Below are 17,183 nucleotides of genomic sequence, written 5' to 3' on the forward strand. Positions count from 1 at the left end.
TTAATTGGTAGCAGTGAGTTGATTTTATTCACGGCTGAGAATCAGAAGTTTTTTCGCTTTGCCTTCTGATTCTTAATTGGTAGCAGTGAGTTGATTTTATTCACGGCTGAGAATCAGAGGTTTTTTACGCTTTGCCTTCTGATTTTTAATTGGTAGCAGTGAGTTGATTTTATTCACGGCTGAGAATCAGAGGTTTTTTACGCTTTGCCTTCTGATTTTTAATTGGTAGCAGTGAGTTGATTTTATTCACGGCTGAGAATCAGAAGTTTTTTCGCTTTGCCTTCTGATTTTTAATTGGTAGCAGTGAGTTGATTTTATTAATCGGGGCAAATGCGCGTAATTTGTGAAAGCCTCGCTGCATAAGGATATTATTGAAAAAATAGCCTCAATTCTCAAACGCTCAAACCCTTGCTATTGAAGGATTCTTATACTTTAGATGCGTTTGATCTAGTTTATTTACTTGATTTAGTAACGCCAATTTGCTAATATCCTCTCTTATACATAAATTTATTAACCTGATACTTACACTCTGGATTAAGGCTTCCAAGCTAAATTTCCTTTTCTATAGGAGAGTCCAATGTCTTTTAGAAGTGCGCCTTTGGACTGGTTACAAGGTCTAGGAATTGCCATTGGAAGTGGGTTCATCGCCTTTTATGCAAATATCTCAGTTGCCCAAATCACCCCAGATGGCACTCTGCCAAATAATTCCAATGTGAAATTACAGGGCAATACCAGGATTATTAAAGGTGGAACCACAAGAGGGGGTAATCTGTTCCACAGCTTTGGGGAGTTCTCTGTTCCCAATGGCAGTACTGCTTTGTTCGATAATGCACCCGATATTCAGAACATCCTGACACGAGTAACAGGCAAGTTAATTTCTAATATTGATGGTTTAATCAAATCTAAGGGCAGAGCCAATCTGTTTCTAATTAATCCCAATGGGATTATTTTTGGTAAAAATGCTAGTTTGAACATCGGCGGTTCGTTTGTCGCCACAACAGCCAATGCCATTGGGTTTGGCAATTTGGGATTTTTCAGCGCCTCGAATCCAGAAGCACCTTCAGCCTTGTTAACAGTAAATCCAAATGCCTTATTATTCAATCAAATTGCGGCTTCCCCGATTAAAAATAGTTCAATTGCGCCAGCAGGACAAGACCCAGAGGGTTCGGATGCTCTTGGTTTAGGAGTTCCACATGGAAAGAGTTTGCTGCTAGTAGGCGGCAATATCAACATGGATGGTGGGATACTGAATGCTTATGGTGGTCGAGTCGAGTTGGGAGGATTGACATCAAGGGGAACTGTAGCACTTCAGATAGATGGTAACAACTTTCGCTTGGGCTTTCCTGCTGAAAGTGCGCGAGGGGATGTTTCTTTAGATAATAAATCTAGTGTAAATGTAGAAACTGCTGGTGGTGGGAGTATTGCTATCAATGCAGCAAACTTGAAGATATTGCGGGGAAGCCAACTTGTGACAGGAATTTTAAGCGGTGGTTCATCCAAAACTCAGGCGGGAGATATAAAAATTAATGCCACTGGGATAGTTGCGATCGCAGACGACAGCAATATTTACAATAAAGTGGAACACGACGCTGTGGGCAATAGTGGAAATATTAATATCAATGCTGATTCACTTTCTCTGAGCAATAACTCCTTTCTAGGAACCAGTACCAAAGGACAGGGAAATGCAGGCAACATCACTATCAATACCAGGTCACTTTCAGTTTTTGAAAGCTCTTTCTTGGCAGCCAGCGCCAATGGACAGGGAGATGCAGGGAATATAACTATTAATGCCGGCGATACTGTCTCCTTCAATAAAGAAAGTCACGCTTATACCAATGTCACAGGCAAAGGTAATGGAGGTGATATCAATATCACCACTGGTTCACTTTTTGTTACCAATGATTCTTACTTCACTTCTAGCACTGAGAAAGAGGGAAATTCTGGAAATATTACTATTGACACTGGCTCACTTTATGTCACTAATAAATCTTACTTAGCTGCCAGTACTTTGGGAGTGGGAAATGCCGGAAATATAACTATTAATGCCCGTAATACCGCCTCCTTCGAGAATGGGCAAGTATATACTAATGTCGATAAGCTCCGTGATAATACTACACATGTAAAAGGTGATGGAGGCGACATCAAAATTACTAGCAGGTCGCTTTCCTTAACAAATTCTCAACTTGATGCCAGCACTAAAGAAATGGGAAATGCAGGCAGTATAACCATCAATACAGACTCGCTTTCTGTAACTAATGGAGATGATAAATCTTATTTAACTGCCAGTACTTCGGGAGTGGGAAATGCAGGCAATATAACCATCAATACAGACTCGCTTTTTTTGACTAATGAATCTTATTTAGCTGCTAGTGCCAATGGACGGGGAAATGCCGGAAATATAATTATTAATGCCCGCAATACCGTCTCTTTCGAGTATGGAGCCAAAGTATATACTGATGTTAATCAGCTTGCCTTTGGTGATAGCACACAAGTAGAAGGTAATGGAGGCGACATCAAAATTACTAGCGGGTCGCTTTTCTTAACAAATGGCGCTCAATTAATTTCCAACACCCAAGGTGAAGGGAATGCAGGCAGTATAACCATCAATACTGGCACACTTTCTGTGACTAATGGATCTTTTTTAGCTGCCAGCGCCAATGGACAAAACGGAGATGCTGGAGATATAACCATTAATGCCCGCGATCGCGTATTGTTTGATAAAGGTAGCGCATTCAGCAACGTTGGAGTCTGCTCATTAATTGCCGTTGGCTGCACCCCAAGTAACACAATAAAAGGCAATGGAGGCAATATTAGGATCGAAGCGCCATCTCTCAAATTAATAAACGGCTCTTTTTTGGCTACTGGAGTGGGCGACAATAATAATTTGGAGAATAAAGTAGAGGGAAATGCTGGCGGCATATCAATCTATCTCAGGGATGGTTTATCTCTAGACAAGAGCTTTATTACGACTACACTTTTTGCTAATGGGAAGGGTAAAGCTGGAGATATAGATATTCAAGCAGGATTTATCTCCTCTTATCAATCTTTGATATCTGCTAGCACTCAAGGACAAGGAAATGCTGGCGGGGTTTCTGTGCAGACTACGGGTAAAATTTCCTTGGCTGATAGTGACATCTCTACTGCCGTACAAAAAGGGGCAACTGGAGATGCTCAAGGGATTAACATCACAGCGCAATCGCTCTTATTAACAGATGGCGCTCAACTGAATACTGTCACATCAGGAGAAGGAAAAGCTGGTAATATCTTCATCAATACAACAGATAAAGTTAGTTTATCTGGGACTAATACAACAGTGACTCCTACCGACCTTTTTAAAAATAATATTCCACCCAGGTTCAATTCTCCTCCACAGTTCGTAGATGCAGTATCGAGTGGTATATTTAGCAGCACCAATTCCTCTGGAGTTGGCGGCAATATAACAGTGAATACAAATACATTCAGTATTTCCGATAGCGCGATTGTAGATGCCCGAACTACAGCCAGTGGAACAGGGGGAGCAATTAATATCAATACGAATACTTTTGAGGCAATGTCGGGTGGGCAACTGACTGCCATTACATCTGGTAGTGGGCGTGCGGGTAGCATCACTCTTAATGCCACTGGCAGTGCGACAATAAGAGACAGCGATCCAACTTACTTGGCTCGACTTGCTCAATTCGTCGCTGACAATATCGATATCTATGGCAAACCGAAAGTAGGCAATCAAGGTGCAGCCAGTGGACTAACTGTGAGCAGTGTTGGTTCGGGAAGTGCAGGTGATCTCACAGTACAGGCTAACTTTATCCGTCTTGACAACGGCGCAAAAATAAGCGCTGACACTACAGGAGGAGGTGGAGATATTTTTCTCAACTCGCCTCTACTATTATTACGTCGAGGTAGCAGCATAACCACTAACGCCAGTGGTAATGATATCACTGGTGGTAACATTACAATTGATTCCAAAAATGGCTTCATCGTGGCTGTTCCCAATGAAAATAGCGACATTAGAGCAGATTCCGTTAACTTCCGTGGCGGGAATGTCACCATCAAAAATATTGCAGGGATCTTTGGCATCAAATCTAGAAAAGAGCCTTCGCCAAACACAAGTGATATTACCGCCAAAGGCGCAACGCCTGATTTAAGCGGCAATATAGAAATTACTCGACCTGATGTAGACCCTAATAACGGTTTAGTCGAACTTCCGATTAATCTAGTTGATGCTTCTAAGCAAATTTCAAATGCCTGCACACCTGGAACTCGGCAATTCCAAAATACATTTGTGGTAACAGGACGCGGCGGACTACCCATCAATCCCACTGAACCATTACAAGATTCAAGTACTGTGTCTGCTTGGGTGAAATTAAGACCAAACGCAGAAAACTTAGCAAACACAACGCCTGTGCCACAACCAACAGCAGTTTCAACTACTCCCATTGCTACAATTCCAATTGTGGAAGCTTCTGGCTGGGTAATCGATCGCAATGGAAACATAGAACTAGTAGCACAAGTTCCTCAACTCAACCCCCACAGCCCTTGGCAAACACCTGCTTCCTGTCCTGTATCTCAGGGAGGTGTGAAATATGGCAAAACTTCAGCTGCCAAAGCGAGTAATTAGATTTGCGGTAACTCCCGTAGTCCTATTTACCCTTGCTGTTTTCCTGATTATTATCCCTAGCACATTTGCTAAACAACTCCAGACAAATTTACCAGACGGGTTTCACATCCAAACCAACAAACCCCCAGCCACAATACCACAGCCACTTCTTGAGCAAGGAGAAGCACTTTATCAAGCTGGACGCTTTACTGAAGCGGTAACTATTCTACAACAAGCTGTCCGTACCTATCAACGAGAAAGCAATAACCTCGCACAAGCCGCAGCGCTGACTAACCTCTGTCTTGTATACCAGCAACTCGGCTCCTGGAAAGAAGCTTATGCAACTATTGACAATAGCTTAAATTTGCTTGGTTGGGATGAGATAAGTCAAAAGTTAAATGTCAACAATCCCAAGTCTGAATTGTTAGAAATTCTCGCACCAACTCTAAATATTCAGGGCGAGTTGCAACTATCACAAGGGCAAACTGATGCATCTGTGAAAACCTCACAAGAAGCAGAGCAAGTCTGGAAGAAATTAGGTGACAATGCCGGAATAACGCGCAGCCGGATTAACCAAGCACAAGCTCTACGAGTTGCTGGTTTTTATCGCCGTAGCTTAGATATATTGAATGAAGTATCCCAACAATTAATTTCCCAACCTGACTCACTTGTAAAAGTAACAGCTTTGCGATCGCTTGGCAATGTCTTACAACAATTAGGCGAACTAGAGTCATCCCAGAAAAACTTACAACAAAGCTTAGAAATCGCTCAACGTCTGCAACTACCTCTAGAAATTAGTTTGACAGAATTTAGTCTTGGTAATACTGCTAGGTCGTTAAGTAATATTAAAGATGCGATCGCTCATTATGAAAATGCTGCCAAAATTGCACCAAACTCTCTGGCCAAAGTTCAAGCCCTGATTAATCGGCTGAGTTTGCTGGTCGAAAACGAACGCATCACTGAAGCAAAGTCATTAATACCCACAATCCAATCTCAATTTCCTAATCTGCCTAGCAATCAAGCTGGTATTTATGCACGAATCAATTTTGCTCAGACTTTGACTGCAATTGGTAACAAAAAAGACATTGCAGAGATTCTGGCAACTAGCGTTCAACAAGCCAAAATCATCGGCGATGAACGTGCCCAATCCTATGCACTGGGCAGCTTGGGAGAAGTTTACGAGCAAAACCAACAATTGCAAGAAGCACAGGATTTGACGCAGCAAGCGTTGTTTCTAGCTCAAAAAATCGATGCCTCAGATATAGCTTATCGCCTTGAGTGGCAATTAGGACGCTTACTCAAAGCACAGGGAAATATGCCAGCTGCCATATCTGCTTATGATGCTGCTGTCACAACTCTTCAGTCTCTTCGCAGCGATTTAGTTGCGATTAATCGAGACGTACAGTTTAATTTTCGCGATCGCATAGAACCTCTTTATCGACAGTCTGTAGAGTTGCTTTTACAAGAGAAAGGACAAGGAAAACCAGATTTAGATAAAGCACGTCAGCGAATAGAGGCCTTGCAAGTTGCAGAACTCGACAATTTTTTTCGAGAAGCTTGCTTGAGCAACCAATTTGTGGTGCTAGACAAAGTAGTAGACCGCAACAACCCGAATACTGCTATTTTCTATCCGATTATCCTAGATAACTATTTAGAAGTTATCATCAAACTTCCTAAGAAACCGTTGATTCATAAAACTTCTCAAGTCAACCGTCAGCAAGTAGAGCAAGTTATTACAGAAATACGAAAGACAATAGTCCAACCCGATGCCGATCATAAATTTAAAACAGTTTCTCAACAACTTTATAACTGGTTAATTAAACCAGTTGAAACAGACCTTAAAAATAGTAAAGTTAATACTCTAGTCTTTATTCCAGATGGGTTGCTGCGAAATATCCCGATGTCTGCATTATATGATGGCAGAGAGTATTTAGTCCAAAAATACTCTGTAGCTATTAGCCCCGGACTGCAACTATTTACTCCCAAACCTCTAGGACAGAAAAAATTAAATGCCCTTGCTGGAGGACTATCACAACCACCCAAAAATGAAAAGTTTGCACCACTTCCCAACGTTAAGGTTGAACTGAAATTCATTCAGGAATCAGGCGTATCGACAACTACATTATTGGATAAAAATTTTACCAGTACAAATTTAGCAAAAACCATCAACGCTCAAGCTTTTAGAGTTGTTCATTTGGCAACTCACGGGCAATTTAGTTCTAAAGCAAAAGACACTTTTATCCTAGCAGCTGATGGACGCATCAATGTGAGTGAATTAGATAGTTTGCTCAAAAGTAGAGAGCAAAAACTAACAGAGCCAGTTGAATTACTTGTTTTGAGTGCTTGCGAAACAGCAGCAGGAGATAACCGAGCTGCATTGGGATTAGCAGGAGTTGCCCTGCGTGCTGGTGCGCGGAGTACTTTAGCCTCCCTATGGCAAATTGGTGATGACTCTACAGCTTTATTTATTGATGAATTTTACCGCCAGTTAGTGACTGGTAAAACTACGGCAGAAGCTTTACGCTTTGCTCAATTAAAATTACTTGAAGCTCCTGAATATAACTGTCCGATGTACTGGGCACCCTACGTTATAGTTGGTAATTGGTTGTAAAAATCTAGGTTTATACATACTTTACTGGATATGAAATTATTAGCGGGTTGGTAATTTTATTAGGGGCATCGTAGCAAGATTATCCAAATTGATTGATTGCAATAAACTTTGCCAATCTTTTTCAAGATATGCATCATTATAATTAGAAATACGTATTTGTACTAGCATATTTAAAGCGTCAAACCAAATCCCTTTTTCAGCATAGATTATAATTTTTTTCCGAGGCTGATTTGCAGCTTGTAATTGTTGCATAACACGCTCGTCTAAATTGATTCTTTTAATGCCCCCTTCTACATATACAGGAATGCTTGCTGTCTCTTTGTTACAACGAACTTTGAAATACCAGCGATATGTCTTATCGACTTCTAATGAAGCAGTACTAGGGAGAGAAATACCAATGATACTTGGCTTTGAAGGTAGGGCGATCGCATTTCTATAAACATCATTTTCGGCGCTATCCTGTAAGCTAAATTCAGCACTTGAATTAGACAAATTCTTAGTGTAGGGAATGTAAAACCAAAACGTAGGCCGTTCTAAAGTGGTTAGTCCTTCTACAGTCCCAATAATTGAATTGTTTGTCTGTTTGCCAACCTTTTGTTCCTCTTGAAATGGTACTAAGGCAGTGAGCGGGGTTGAGACCGCAGGACAATTATCTCGACTACCCATTCCTGTTCTACGCCCAGATACAGGACTTAATGGAGCAGGTGCTTTTGGCAAAGTAAAAACTGGTCGAGAAGTAGGTTGTTGAGGTGAAGCAGGTGTTTTAACTGGTTGTGCAGGCTGTTTATTAGTAGTTGGTTGTTTAGCTCGATCTATTACTTGTGCAGAATATTGAGTAGTGCTGCTCAAAATCAAAGCAGTTGTTAAGATCCATTTCATTGACTTAATAGGTACGATTTTTGCTTGTTGCTATCGTCATCATAAAGGTTAACGTAGCATTTGGTGAAATCGATCGTTACCATTTTTTTTGTATGCGATCGCATTTTATTTGAATTGAAGCTACATATATTTACCCTCCGGCTACGCCGTCCCCCCAAGGCATCGAGGGGACTACAGTGGGGTCTTTTTATGTGCATCTTCATACAGAATTGGTATTACGCGATCGCATCCAAGAATTATTCGACCAACTTACTTTTGAGCAGGTGATTTCTACCTCTTCTTATAATTTTATCCTAGAAGCTCTTTTCTATGCATCTTCATAAAATCCTTGTCGATACTTTTGTAACCACCTTGTTACGGTTGAGCCATCTCTACCCAGTCGTTGGCTTAATTCCTTATGCTGTCTAACTTGTTCTGTTTTTATCCACCACATCATTTGTAAACGTTCTTTTTCAAAAGCTGTGCGAACCTTCTTGAGACTTTTGGACAAATACTCAGCACTCTCCGATATTTCTACGTTGAAAGGACGTGCCATCGTTTGCTTTTGCTCTTTAATCTTCCATGTTTTTTATTCTATATTTCTATGCAGCCTCATATAGAATTGGTATGACTAACTAAATATTGGAGAGGGGAATTTGAAAAATCAGCAATTGGGTAATTGGCAAACCACAGTTTTGGGAATTGTGTTAGCAATACTGGTGATTATTGGGCTAAATTCCTTTATCATTATTAACCCAGGACAAGCAGGAGTAATCAGCATCTTGGGTAAAGCCAGAGATGGTGCTTTATTGGAAGGTATTCATTTAAAACCGCCTTTTATCACCGTGATAGATGTGTATGATTTAACGGTGCAAAAATTTGAAGTACCAGCAGAGAGTTCCACTAAAGATTTGCAAAATTTATCTGCAAGATTTGCAATTAACTTTCGCCTCGATCCGATAAAGGTAGTTGAAGTTAGAAGAAAACAAGGAACATTAGAGAATATTGTTTCAAAAATCATTGCCCCTCAGACACAAGAAGCATTTAAAATTGCCGCAGCTAGAAGAACAGTAGAAGAAGCGATTACCAAACGAAGTGAGTTAAAAGAAGACTTCGATAATGCGTTAGGCGATCGCTTAGACAAATATGGGATAATTGTATTAGATACTAGCGTAGTTGATTTAGCATTCTCACCAGAATTTGCCAGAGCAGTTGAAGAAAAACAAATTGCTGAACAACGGGCGCAAAGAGCCGTTTATGTAGCACGGGAAGCCGAACAAGAAGCGCAAGCAGACGTGAATCGCGCTAAAGGTAGGGCAGAAGCTCAAAGACTTTTAGCAGAGACACTCAAAGCCCAAGGAGGGCAGTTAGTTCTGCAAAAAGAAGCAATTGAAGCTTGGAAGACTGGCGGCGCTCAGATGCCGAAAGTCTTGGTTATGGGTAATGACTCAAAAAATGGCGTACCCTTTATATTCAACCTTGGGAATGTCCAAAATCAACCGTAAAAGGGAAGTGGGCATGAGACCGCAAGGTCTAAAATGATGGAATTTGCTCTGACCTCAGACAAATTCTCCAATACATTGGACTATTTCCAATTCAAAACCTAAAATCCAAAATGGTATAAGTTGGGTTAGTACAGATTAGTGGAAACGTTCCATTTCATTACAGCCAGAAAGCCCAAAATTCAAGCATGAGTGACTTTTGACTTTTGCCTTGCGGTACTAGTCCCAACTCAAACACCACAGAAAAGCTAACCAGATAATAGTCGAAGTTTATGTCAACCTCCAATCCTCAAAATCTCACTGCCGAAGAAGCGAAAAAATTACTGAACAAATTCAACTGTCTAGACATTGCCCCTATCCTCAACTCATCAGAAAAAGTAGTAATTCGTAATGCCTTAATTTTGCTCACCAAGCTTACTGATTACCAAATTTTAGGAATTTGTGCTGATACGGCAGAAGAAGGAATATTGGCAATGAAAACCTATTCTCTGGCTTTGGGTTATGAACCGCCAAACAATTTACTTACACCCGAAGGGCCAGTTTATATCAAATTAAATGGCAAAAACGGCTTGTGTTATCTTGATTCCTATGATGGACATCATCGTGGTGTATTAGTATCTTGCCAGTCTTATGACGAAGATGGAATCAACGAAATGTATGGACACCTTCCCTTGGACTTATTTGTATAGAGTTTTGCGAATGTAGGTAAGGCAAATACCTTACCTACTCACTAATGAAAAACAATTAATGACTTCAATCTTATGAGTATTATTACACTACAATCAGTAAAAAAAGACTTTGGGATCAAGGAAATTTTAAAAGATGCTAGCTTTAGCCTTGATGCTACCGATAAAGTGGGATTAATTGGTACTAACGGTTCAGGTAAATCAACTCTATTAAAAATGATCGCTGGGTTAGAATCCATTGATAGCGGTCAAATTTTAATCAATTCCGGTTCTAAAATTATCTACTTACCGCAGCAGCCAGATTTAGATGAAAATCATACAGTTTTAGAGCAAGTTTTCGCTGACAGTGGCGAACACATGGCTTTAGTACGCGAGTATGAAGAACTTTCTGATAAATTGGTTCACTATCCAGATGATAGTCAACTGATGTCTCGCCTTTCTGTGGTGATGCAACACATGGATACGACTGGTGCTTGGGAATTAGAAACTAATGCCAAAATCATTCTGACAAAATTAGGAATTTCTGACTTTGATGCCAAGATAAGTACTTTATCTGGAGGTTATCGCAAGCGCATTGCTTTAGCATCAGCCTTGCTATCAGAACCAGATGCTTTGCTCATGGATGAACCGACAAACCATCTTGATGCTCTTTCTGTGGAATGGTTACAAAGTTATTTAAATCGCTATCGCGGCGCATTGTTTCTGATTACCCACGATCGCTATTTTCTAGATCGCGTTACCAACCGGATTATTGAAATCGACCGAGGCGACATTTACACCTATACAGGTAACTATTCATATTACCTCGAAAAGAAAGCTTTAGCTGAAGAATCTGCCGTCAGCAGTCAACGCAAACACCAAGGCTTGTTGCGCCGCGAGTTGGAATGGCTCAAAAAAGGGCCAAAAGCTAGAAGTACCAAGCAAAAAGCGAGAATTGACCGCGCTCACGCTCTGCGGGATACTGAATTTAAACAAGTTCAGGGTAAAGTTGATATTTCGACAGTCGGTCGTCGCATTGGGAAAAAGGTTATTGAGTTAGATAACATTTCTAAGGCATACAATGGACGCACCCTGATTAATAATTTCACCTACGAATTTAGTCCAGAAGACCGCATCGGCATCATCGGCGCTAACGGTGCTGGTAAATCGACTTTAATGGATATCATTACTGGACGGATTAAGCCAGATTCCGGCATTGCGGAAATTGGTACTACAGTTCACATCGGTTATTTTAACCAGCATTCGGAAGAATTGCTCACAGCCTTAAACGAAAATCAGCGCGTGATTGACTATATCAAAGAAGAAGGAGAATTTGTCAAAATTACCGATGGTACTCAAATTACCGCTTCGCAAATGTTGGAGCGGTTTTTGTTTCCTGGTAATCAGCAGTATGCCCCAATTAGTAAACTTTCGGGTGGGGAAAAACGCCGTTTATTTCTGTTGCGGGTTTTGATGAGTGCGCCCAATGTCTTAATTTTAGATGAACCGACAAATGATTTAGATGTCCAAACATTGGCAGTATTAGAAGATTATTTAGAAGATTTTGTCGGGTGTGTAATTGTAGTTTCTCACGATCGCTACTTTCTCGATCGCACCATCGACACAGTATTTTCCTTTGAAGAAGGCGGTAATCTGAGGCAATATCCAGGTAATTACTCGATTTATCTGGACTATAAGAAGGCTGAAGAAGCACAGCAACAAGCTGCGAACGCTAAAGAGAAACCCAAAAATGCCGAAGTCCAAAATGGTGCGGCTTCACCCAAACAGGTAGAGAATATCAAGCGGCGGAGATTATCGAATTGGGAGAAAAAAGAATTTGACCAGTTGGAAGGTAAAATTGCCGAGTTAGAGGCCCAGAAAGCGGAAACCGAGAAAACACTGGCGAATGTCTCACCGGGGAATTATAGCGAAGTGCAAAAACTCTATAATCAGGTGGAAAATCTCAAGCACGCCATCGATGTAGCGACTGAACGCTGGTTAGAATTAGCTGAAATAGAGTCTTGAAATTACTAGCTAGTAAGCCACGGCGTAAATAAACCGCTCATTCAAAATCAATGAAATGGTTACACTGTATTCATTCAGGTACGTTTGCCACTAGCTTCTTAGTTTAATTATTAGGGTTTTGCCGAGTTTTTTTACCAAATAAACCAGACATATTTAATCCTGTCACCAACAATCCCAGAAGTCCTAATCCATTCAAAATTGGGTAGATTCCTTGCAGATGAAAGATTTCGCCTGTATGGATACTTAACAGGAAGCTAGCTGGAACTCCTATACCAATAGACCACTCGCGGACAAAGGTTGTTAATATTCCAGTCAGCACGGTTAACATAAGTGGCACAGATAGGATGATGCCAAGGATACGATGATACTTACGAAATGAACGTTTCATGCTATTTTTCCTGTCAGTAGAAACTTTTTCCCAATACAATGTAGGCTCAATATCACCTGAAATGCAAATGAGATGAGAAAAATCGAGTTTTTTCAGACAAGACTCGAACTCAGCAATTGGTGTGAGGAGTCTGTCTTGATAGACTCCGTTCTTAAGAGGATGTTTGAAAAGTCACGATTGATGTATTAAATATTTTTTACCCCACCCTAACCCTCCCCGTATGTATTGGGGAGGGAACCGGATTTTTCTTGTTTCCCCCCTTCTAAAGGGGGGACTAAGGGGGGTAACAATGCAATTAAAATCACAGCCAATCACTTTTCAAACAACCTCTAAGCTCGACTTTATCCAAAATTAAGAACTTGCTTATCTTGATACGGCAAAAACCCTAGCTTTTTGGCAAAAACTTTTTCCATGTCACTGATTATCGGTTAAATCTAAAAAGTAAAACTACCGTCCCACAAAGGTTTCAGTGTCAGGTTTTGGGTTTCGTAAAAATGGATAAAGTCGAGCTAAGGGAAAGCACAGCAAATAAAAAACTCGGAAAGAGAAAATATTGGTTCTTTCCGAGTTTTTTACCTTGATAGCATTAAACAGCCACTCCGGCTGCGACAACCACCCCTAGTGCAGCAGCAACTCCGGCTACAACAACTGAATTTCAAGGTCTACAGGGTGTTGTTACCAATACTAAGACCGCAGTTGAGGCGGGAGATTTTACCAAAGCGAAAGGGGAATTTGATAAATTTGAAGATTTATGGTCAAAGGTTGAGGATGGAGTCAAAGCTAAATCTCCTACTACCTACAAACAAATTGAAGATAAAGCCGATGAGATTGAGGCAGGACTGAAAGCCTCTGCACCAAATAAATCGAATTTGTCTACAGCTTTAGGGGTTCTTAACAAGGATGTTACTAGTGTAGCCAAGCCTTAAGAGCCAAATACATAGACTGAGTATTTGTTGGCTAGTTTGCTAGTAGTACGTCAAGTTGAAATTGATAGATAAGCAAGTTTGTAGTAAGGACTTTAGTCCTGATTATTTTAAGCACTAAAGTGCTTACTACAAGCTATCAAAATTAACTTAGACATTGTACACCCCTTCTTTGCTTGCGAAGATATGAGACAAAGCGTAACTTTGATGGGATGGGGTTTTTCTTGTTTGGATCGCACTTCCACAACACGCTACTATCTCTGATAAACTGCGTAGTTTACCGCACTTCGACAGGCTCAGTGACCACCGTAGGCATCGCCTCTGCTTAACACACCCTACCATTTCATCTTTTACTTTTGAGCTTTGGAGAATCGTTTTTCTCCCTTTTATCCTGCAAGCTACGAATTTTAACCAGCACTGAAATATATTGTTGAGTCATCCAAATTAACGCCTCAATGGATGAGTTATCTTGCTCGATTCGGCTTTTAGCTTGTAAACCAATCAAGAATAGTTGCATTGCCAGCAACAAAGCAATGGTTTTACTGAGAATATGACGCTTAATTTGCATTTGTTTGTACCCCAAAGAGTTGTTAAATACAGGTTCTCTTTGGGGTTGTGCCCTGATGCAAATACCCTAATCTTGCTGAAAATGCCTTAGAATCTGGATTACATGAGTTTGGGGTGGTAGTTTCAATCTGGGGTAGCCCCAAATTTCTTACTCAATTTTTTGGATGTAATGCCACGAATTACCTATGGGCCTCAAATTCAAAAGCGAGTCAAGCGTCTGCTAGAGGCGTTGCTTTGTTTTGCCGATGGAGAATTTGAGGACGCTAACTTTAAAATTGAGTTCGACTGGAAAGAAGCAGACAGTGCTAACCCCAAGCTGACTGTGCAGACTACGTTGGTAACATTGGAGTTGCTGACGCAAAAAGATAAATATCCTGGCAAGTTAACTAAAGTGCAAATTCGAGAAGCGCTGAATTTGCTGAAGGATTTCTTGAAGATTCTGGAAGATAACCGTCTGCAAACCAAGGGTGTTGAGGAATGGCATTTTACACTCAAGCTATGGTCAAGAGATAGGGAAAGGAACTTAAAACGGTTTGATGAAGCTTGGGAAAGTAGTAGACCAGAGAAATCGAAATTAAATAACCCCTCTCCAAACCTCTCCCCCACAGGGAGAGAGGCTTTGAATTTTCCCCATTCCCTTGTAGGGAAGGGGGTTAGGGGGTTAGGTCACACAAGTATATTTCAAGCGCCACCTTTACCCACATACTTTGTAGAACGCCCAGAATACAGCGATGATTTAAAGACTCGTCTTTTAAATGGTTCATCGTCTGATAGTCGCACTTTAGTAATTACTGCGATTCACGGTTTGGGTTCGGTGGGCAAATCTACTTTAGCTGCGGCTTTAGCCCATAATGCAGAAATACAATCTCGTTTTTGTGATGGCATTCTTTGGGCAACATTAGGTCAACAACCCAATGTGCTGGCTTTACTTAGTGGCTGGGTGCAAGCATTAGGAGACTATAGCTTTAAACCTACAAGTATAGAAGCAACTTCTATGCATTTGCGGACTCTGCTTTATGACAAGGCTGTGTTGCTGGTGGTGGATGATGCTTGGAATACCGAAGATGCACGAGCATTTAATTTTGGTGGTGCGCGTTGTCAAGTTTTAGTAACTACTCGTGAAGGTCACATTGCCGATGCCTTAGCAGCCAACACCTACAGCCTGGATATAATGAAACCAAACCAGGCAATGGAATTGCTGACCAAGAAATTAAGACGCGAGATTACAGGCACAGAACGTCACTCAGCAGAAAATTTAGCCAAAGGTGTTGGTTATCTTCCCCTAGCATTGGAACTTGCAGCCGCCGAAGTTGCCTGTGGTACGACTTGGAATGAACTGTTGGGAGATATTCAGCAAGAAGTAGCGAGATTAACAAGTTTTGACCGACCGGAAGCCGGAGAAATTACTGATGAGGCTAGTTTAAAACGCCTGAGTTTAACGGCATCATTAAATTTGAGTGTCAAGAGAATGCCACCAGAAAAGCAGCAGCATTTCTCTTGGTTAGGGGTATTGCCGGAGGATGTCAACATTAATAAGATGATGGCGGCAACGCTGTGGCAGATGGATAAGCGTGATGCTGCCAAGATGTTGCAATATTTACGGAATAAAGCATTGCTATTAACAGGAGTACCGCTTGCTGATGGTATGCCTACCTATCGCTTACATGACTTATTCCACGATTTAGCTTGTAATTTGTTAACTGCTCCCTCTGTGCCAAAGCGCCCAGGAGATTTGGCTGGGTTGGGTTTAAACCTTGCTGATGTTCACGCTGCTTTTTTAAAGAAGTATCGGCAGAAAACCCAAAATGGTTTATGGCATACTTTACTCGATGATGGTTACATTCATCAGCGTTTAGTTTGGCATTTGGAAAAGGCTGGACAGTTAGAAGAGATTCACCAGTTATTGCGGGAAGAGTCTGCAACTGGAAGCAATGGCTGGTATGAAGTGCGAGAACAATTGGCACAAACTGGCGGTTACATCACAGATATCTCTCGTGCCTGGGAACTAGCAGAAGCAAATTGGACTGAATCAACACTAAGCTTGCAGTGTCGTTATGCTTTGATTACTGCATCGATGAATAGTTTGGCTGCTAATCTACCAGCAAATCTGCTGGTAGCGTTGGTCAAAAACAAGATTTGGACTCCCGAACAAGGACTAGCTTATACGCTGCAAAAACCAGAACCACAAGAGAAAATCGACTTGCTGACAGAACTAGTCAATTATTTAACACCAAATCTTCAAGAATTAGCACAGCAAAAAGCCCTTGCTGCTGCCAGGGCGATTCAGGATGAGGATTATCGTGCCAATGCCTTGAGTGCCTTAGCCAAGAAACTGCCACCAGAGTTGTTGCCAGAAGCCCTTACTGCTGCCAGGGCGATTCAGGATGAGCGTTATCGTGCCAATGCCTTAAGAGCCTTATCTGACAAACTGCCAGATATATTGCCAGAAGCCCTTGCTGCTGCCAGGGCGATTCAGGATGAGTATTCTCGTGCTTATACCTTGAGTCCCTTATCTGACAAACTGCCAGATGTATTGCCAGAAGCCCTTGCTGCTGCCAGGGCGATTCAGGATGAGCGTTATCGTGCCAATGCCTTAAGAGCCTTATCTGACAAACTGCCAGATATATTGCCAGAAGCCCTTGCTGCTGCCAGGGCGATTCAGGATGAGTATTCTCGTGCTTATACCTTGAGTCCCTTATCTGACAAACTGCCAGATGTATTGCCAGAAGCCCTTGCTGCTGCCAGGGCGATTCAGGATGAGCGTTATCGTGCCAATGCCTTAAGAGCCTTAGCCTTAACCCAGAAACTGCCAGATATATTGCCAGAAGCCCTTGCTGCTACCAGGGCGATTCAGGATGAGCGTTATCGTGCCAATGCCTTGAGTGCCTTATCTGACAAACTGCCAGATATATTGCCAGAAGCTCTTGCTGCTGCCAGGGCGATTCAAGATGAGTCAAATCGTGCCAATGCCTTGAGTGCCTTAGCCTTAACCCAGAAACTGCCAGATATATTGCCAGAAGCTCTTGCTGCTGCCAGGGCGATTCAAGATG

At 41.5% G+C, this 17,183-nt stretch carries 11 protein-coding genes; 7 read left to right on the forward strand and 4 right to left on the reverse strand.

Annotation, left to right across the window (positions count from 1 at the left end):
- The first annotated feature begins 577 nt into the window (after positions 1-577).
- Together RMY64_RS35125 and RMY64_RS35130 are read left to right on the forward strand one after the other, a co-directional pair.
- Positions 578-4,615 carry a filamentous hemagglutinin N-terminal domain-containing protein gene (locus tag RMY64_RS35125; RefSeq protein WP_322702500.1) on the forward strand — a complete coding sequence of 1,346 codons (4,038 nt, stop codon included), beginning with the start codon at positions 578-580 and terminating at the stop codon, positions 4,613-4,615.
- Complete coding sequence (locus tag RMY64_RS35130) at positions 4,581-7,205, forward strand: CHAT domain-containing protein (protein ID WP_322702501.1); 2,625 nt, start codon at positions 4,581-4,583, stop codon at positions 7,203-7,205. Before RMY64_RS35125 ends, RMY64_RS35130 begins: the two co-directional genes overlap by 35 nt.
- Before the next feature lie 39 nt (positions 7,206-7,244).
- On the opposite strand, the gene RMY64_RS35135 is transcribed toward RMY64_RS35130, so the two are convergent.
- Positions 7,245-8,084, reverse strand: coding sequence for a DUF928 domain-containing protein (locus tag RMY64_RS35135; RefSeq protein ID WP_322702502.1), 840 nt, complete (start codon positions 8,082-8,084; stop codon positions 7,245-7,247).
- Positions 8,085-8,275: 191 nt separating this feature from the next.
- Here RMY64_RS35135 and RMY64_RS35140 point away from each other — a divergent pair, with 191 nt between their 5' ends.
- Positions 8,276-8,407, forward strand: coding sequence for a hypothetical protein (locus RMY64_RS35140; RefSeq protein WP_322702503.1), 132 nt, complete (start codon positions 8,276-8,278; stop codon positions 8,405-8,407).
- Here the strand turns inward: RMY64_RS35140 and RMY64_RS35145 are convergent.
- Complete coding sequence (locus RMY64_RS35145) at positions 8,392-8,619, reverse strand: helix-turn-helix domain-containing protein (protein WP_322689648.1); 228 nt, start codon at positions 8,617-8,619, stop codon at positions 8,392-8,394. The genes RMY64_RS35140 and RMY64_RS35145 overlap by 16 nt on opposite strands.
- A gap of 100 nt (positions 8,620-8,719) precedes the next feature.
- Between RMY64_RS35145 and RMY64_RS35150 the strand changes: the two genes are divergently transcribed.
- From RMY64_RS35150 to RMY64_RS35160, 3 genes are all read left to right on the forward strand, one after another.
- Positions 8,720-9,568: a prohibitin family protein gene (locus RMY64_RS35150; protein ID WP_322675310.1), complete on the forward strand. Its 849-nt coding sequence runs from the start codon at positions 8,720-8,722 to the stop codon at positions 9,566-9,568.
- Between the two features lie 269 nt (positions 9,569-9,837).
- Entirely contained in the window at positions 9,838-10,254 is a 417-nt protein-coding gene (locus RMY64_RS35155) for a DUF1824 family protein (protein ID WP_322675311.1), read from the forward strand.
- A gap of 72 nt (positions 10,255-10,326) precedes the next feature.
- Positions 10,327-12,255: an ABC-F family ATP-binding cassette domain-containing protein gene (locus tag RMY64_RS35160; RefSeq protein ID WP_322702504.1), complete on the forward strand. Its 1,929-nt coding sequence runs from the start codon at positions 10,327-10,329 to the stop codon at positions 12,253-12,255.
- 103 nt (positions 12,256-12,358) lie between these two features.
- On the opposite strand, the gene RMY64_RS35165 is transcribed toward RMY64_RS35160, so the two are convergent.
- Both RMY64_RS35165 and RMY64_RS35170 read right to left on the reverse strand, forming a co-directional pair.
- Entirely contained in the window at positions 12,359-12,643 is a 285-nt protein-coding gene (locus RMY64_RS35165; protein ID WP_174708855.1) for a peptidase, read from the reverse strand.
- A 1,266-nt stretch (positions 12,644-13,909) separates the two neighbouring features.
- Positions 13,910-14,134 carry a hypothetical protein gene (locus RMY64_RS35170; RefSeq protein WP_322684259.1) on the reverse strand — a complete coding sequence of 75 codons (225 nt, stop codon included), beginning with the start codon at positions 14,132-14,134 and terminating at the stop codon, positions 13,910-13,912.
- Between the two features lie 168 nt (positions 14,135-14,302).
- Between RMY64_RS35170 and RMY64_RS35175 the strand changes: the two genes are divergently transcribed.
- A partial coding sequence (locus RMY64_RS35175) for an NB-ARC domain-containing protein (protein ID WP_322702505.1) occupies positions 14,303-17,183 on the forward strand: 2,881 nt, incomplete at its 3' end.

Source organism: Nostoc sp. DedQUE08, assembly GCF_034530895.1.
GTDB lineage: Bacteria > Cyanobacteriota > Cyanobacteriia > Cyanobacteriales > Nostocaceae > Nostoc.

Excerpts from the sequence above, each read along its gene's own strand:
- RMY64_RS35125 (WP_322702500.1), top strand. The coding sequence starts at position 578 with ATGTCTTTTAGAAGTGCGCCTTTGGACTGGTTACAAGGTCTAGGAATT.
- RMY64_RS35130 (WP_322702501.1), top strand. The coding sequence starts at position 4,581 with ATGGCAAAACTTCAGCTGCCAAAGCGAGTAATTAGATTTGCGGTAACT.
- RMY64_RS35135 (WP_322702502.1), bottom strand. The coding sequence starts at position 8,084 with ATGAAATGGATCTTAACAACTGCTTTGATTTTGAGCAGCACTACTCAA.
- RMY64_RS35145 (WP_322689648.1), bottom strand. The coding sequence starts at position 8,619 with ATGGCACGTCCTTTCAACGTAGAAATATCGGAGAGTGCTGAGTATTTG.
- RMY64_RS35155 (WP_322675311.1), top strand. The coding sequence starts at position 9,838 with ATGTCAACCTCCAATCCTCAAAATCTCACTGCCGAAGAAGCGAAAAAA.
- RMY64_RS35160 (WP_322702504.1), top strand. The coding sequence starts at position 10,327 with ATGAGTATTATTACACTACAATCAGTAAAAAAAGACTTTGGGATCAAG.
- RMY64_RS35165 (WP_174708855.1), bottom strand. The coding sequence starts at position 12,643 with ATGAAACGTTCATTTCGTAAGTATCATCGTATCCTTGGCATCATCCTA.
- RMY64_RS35170 (WP_322684259.1), bottom strand. The coding sequence starts at position 14,134 with ATGCAAATTAAGCGTCATATTCTCAGTAAAACCATTGCTTTGTTGCTG.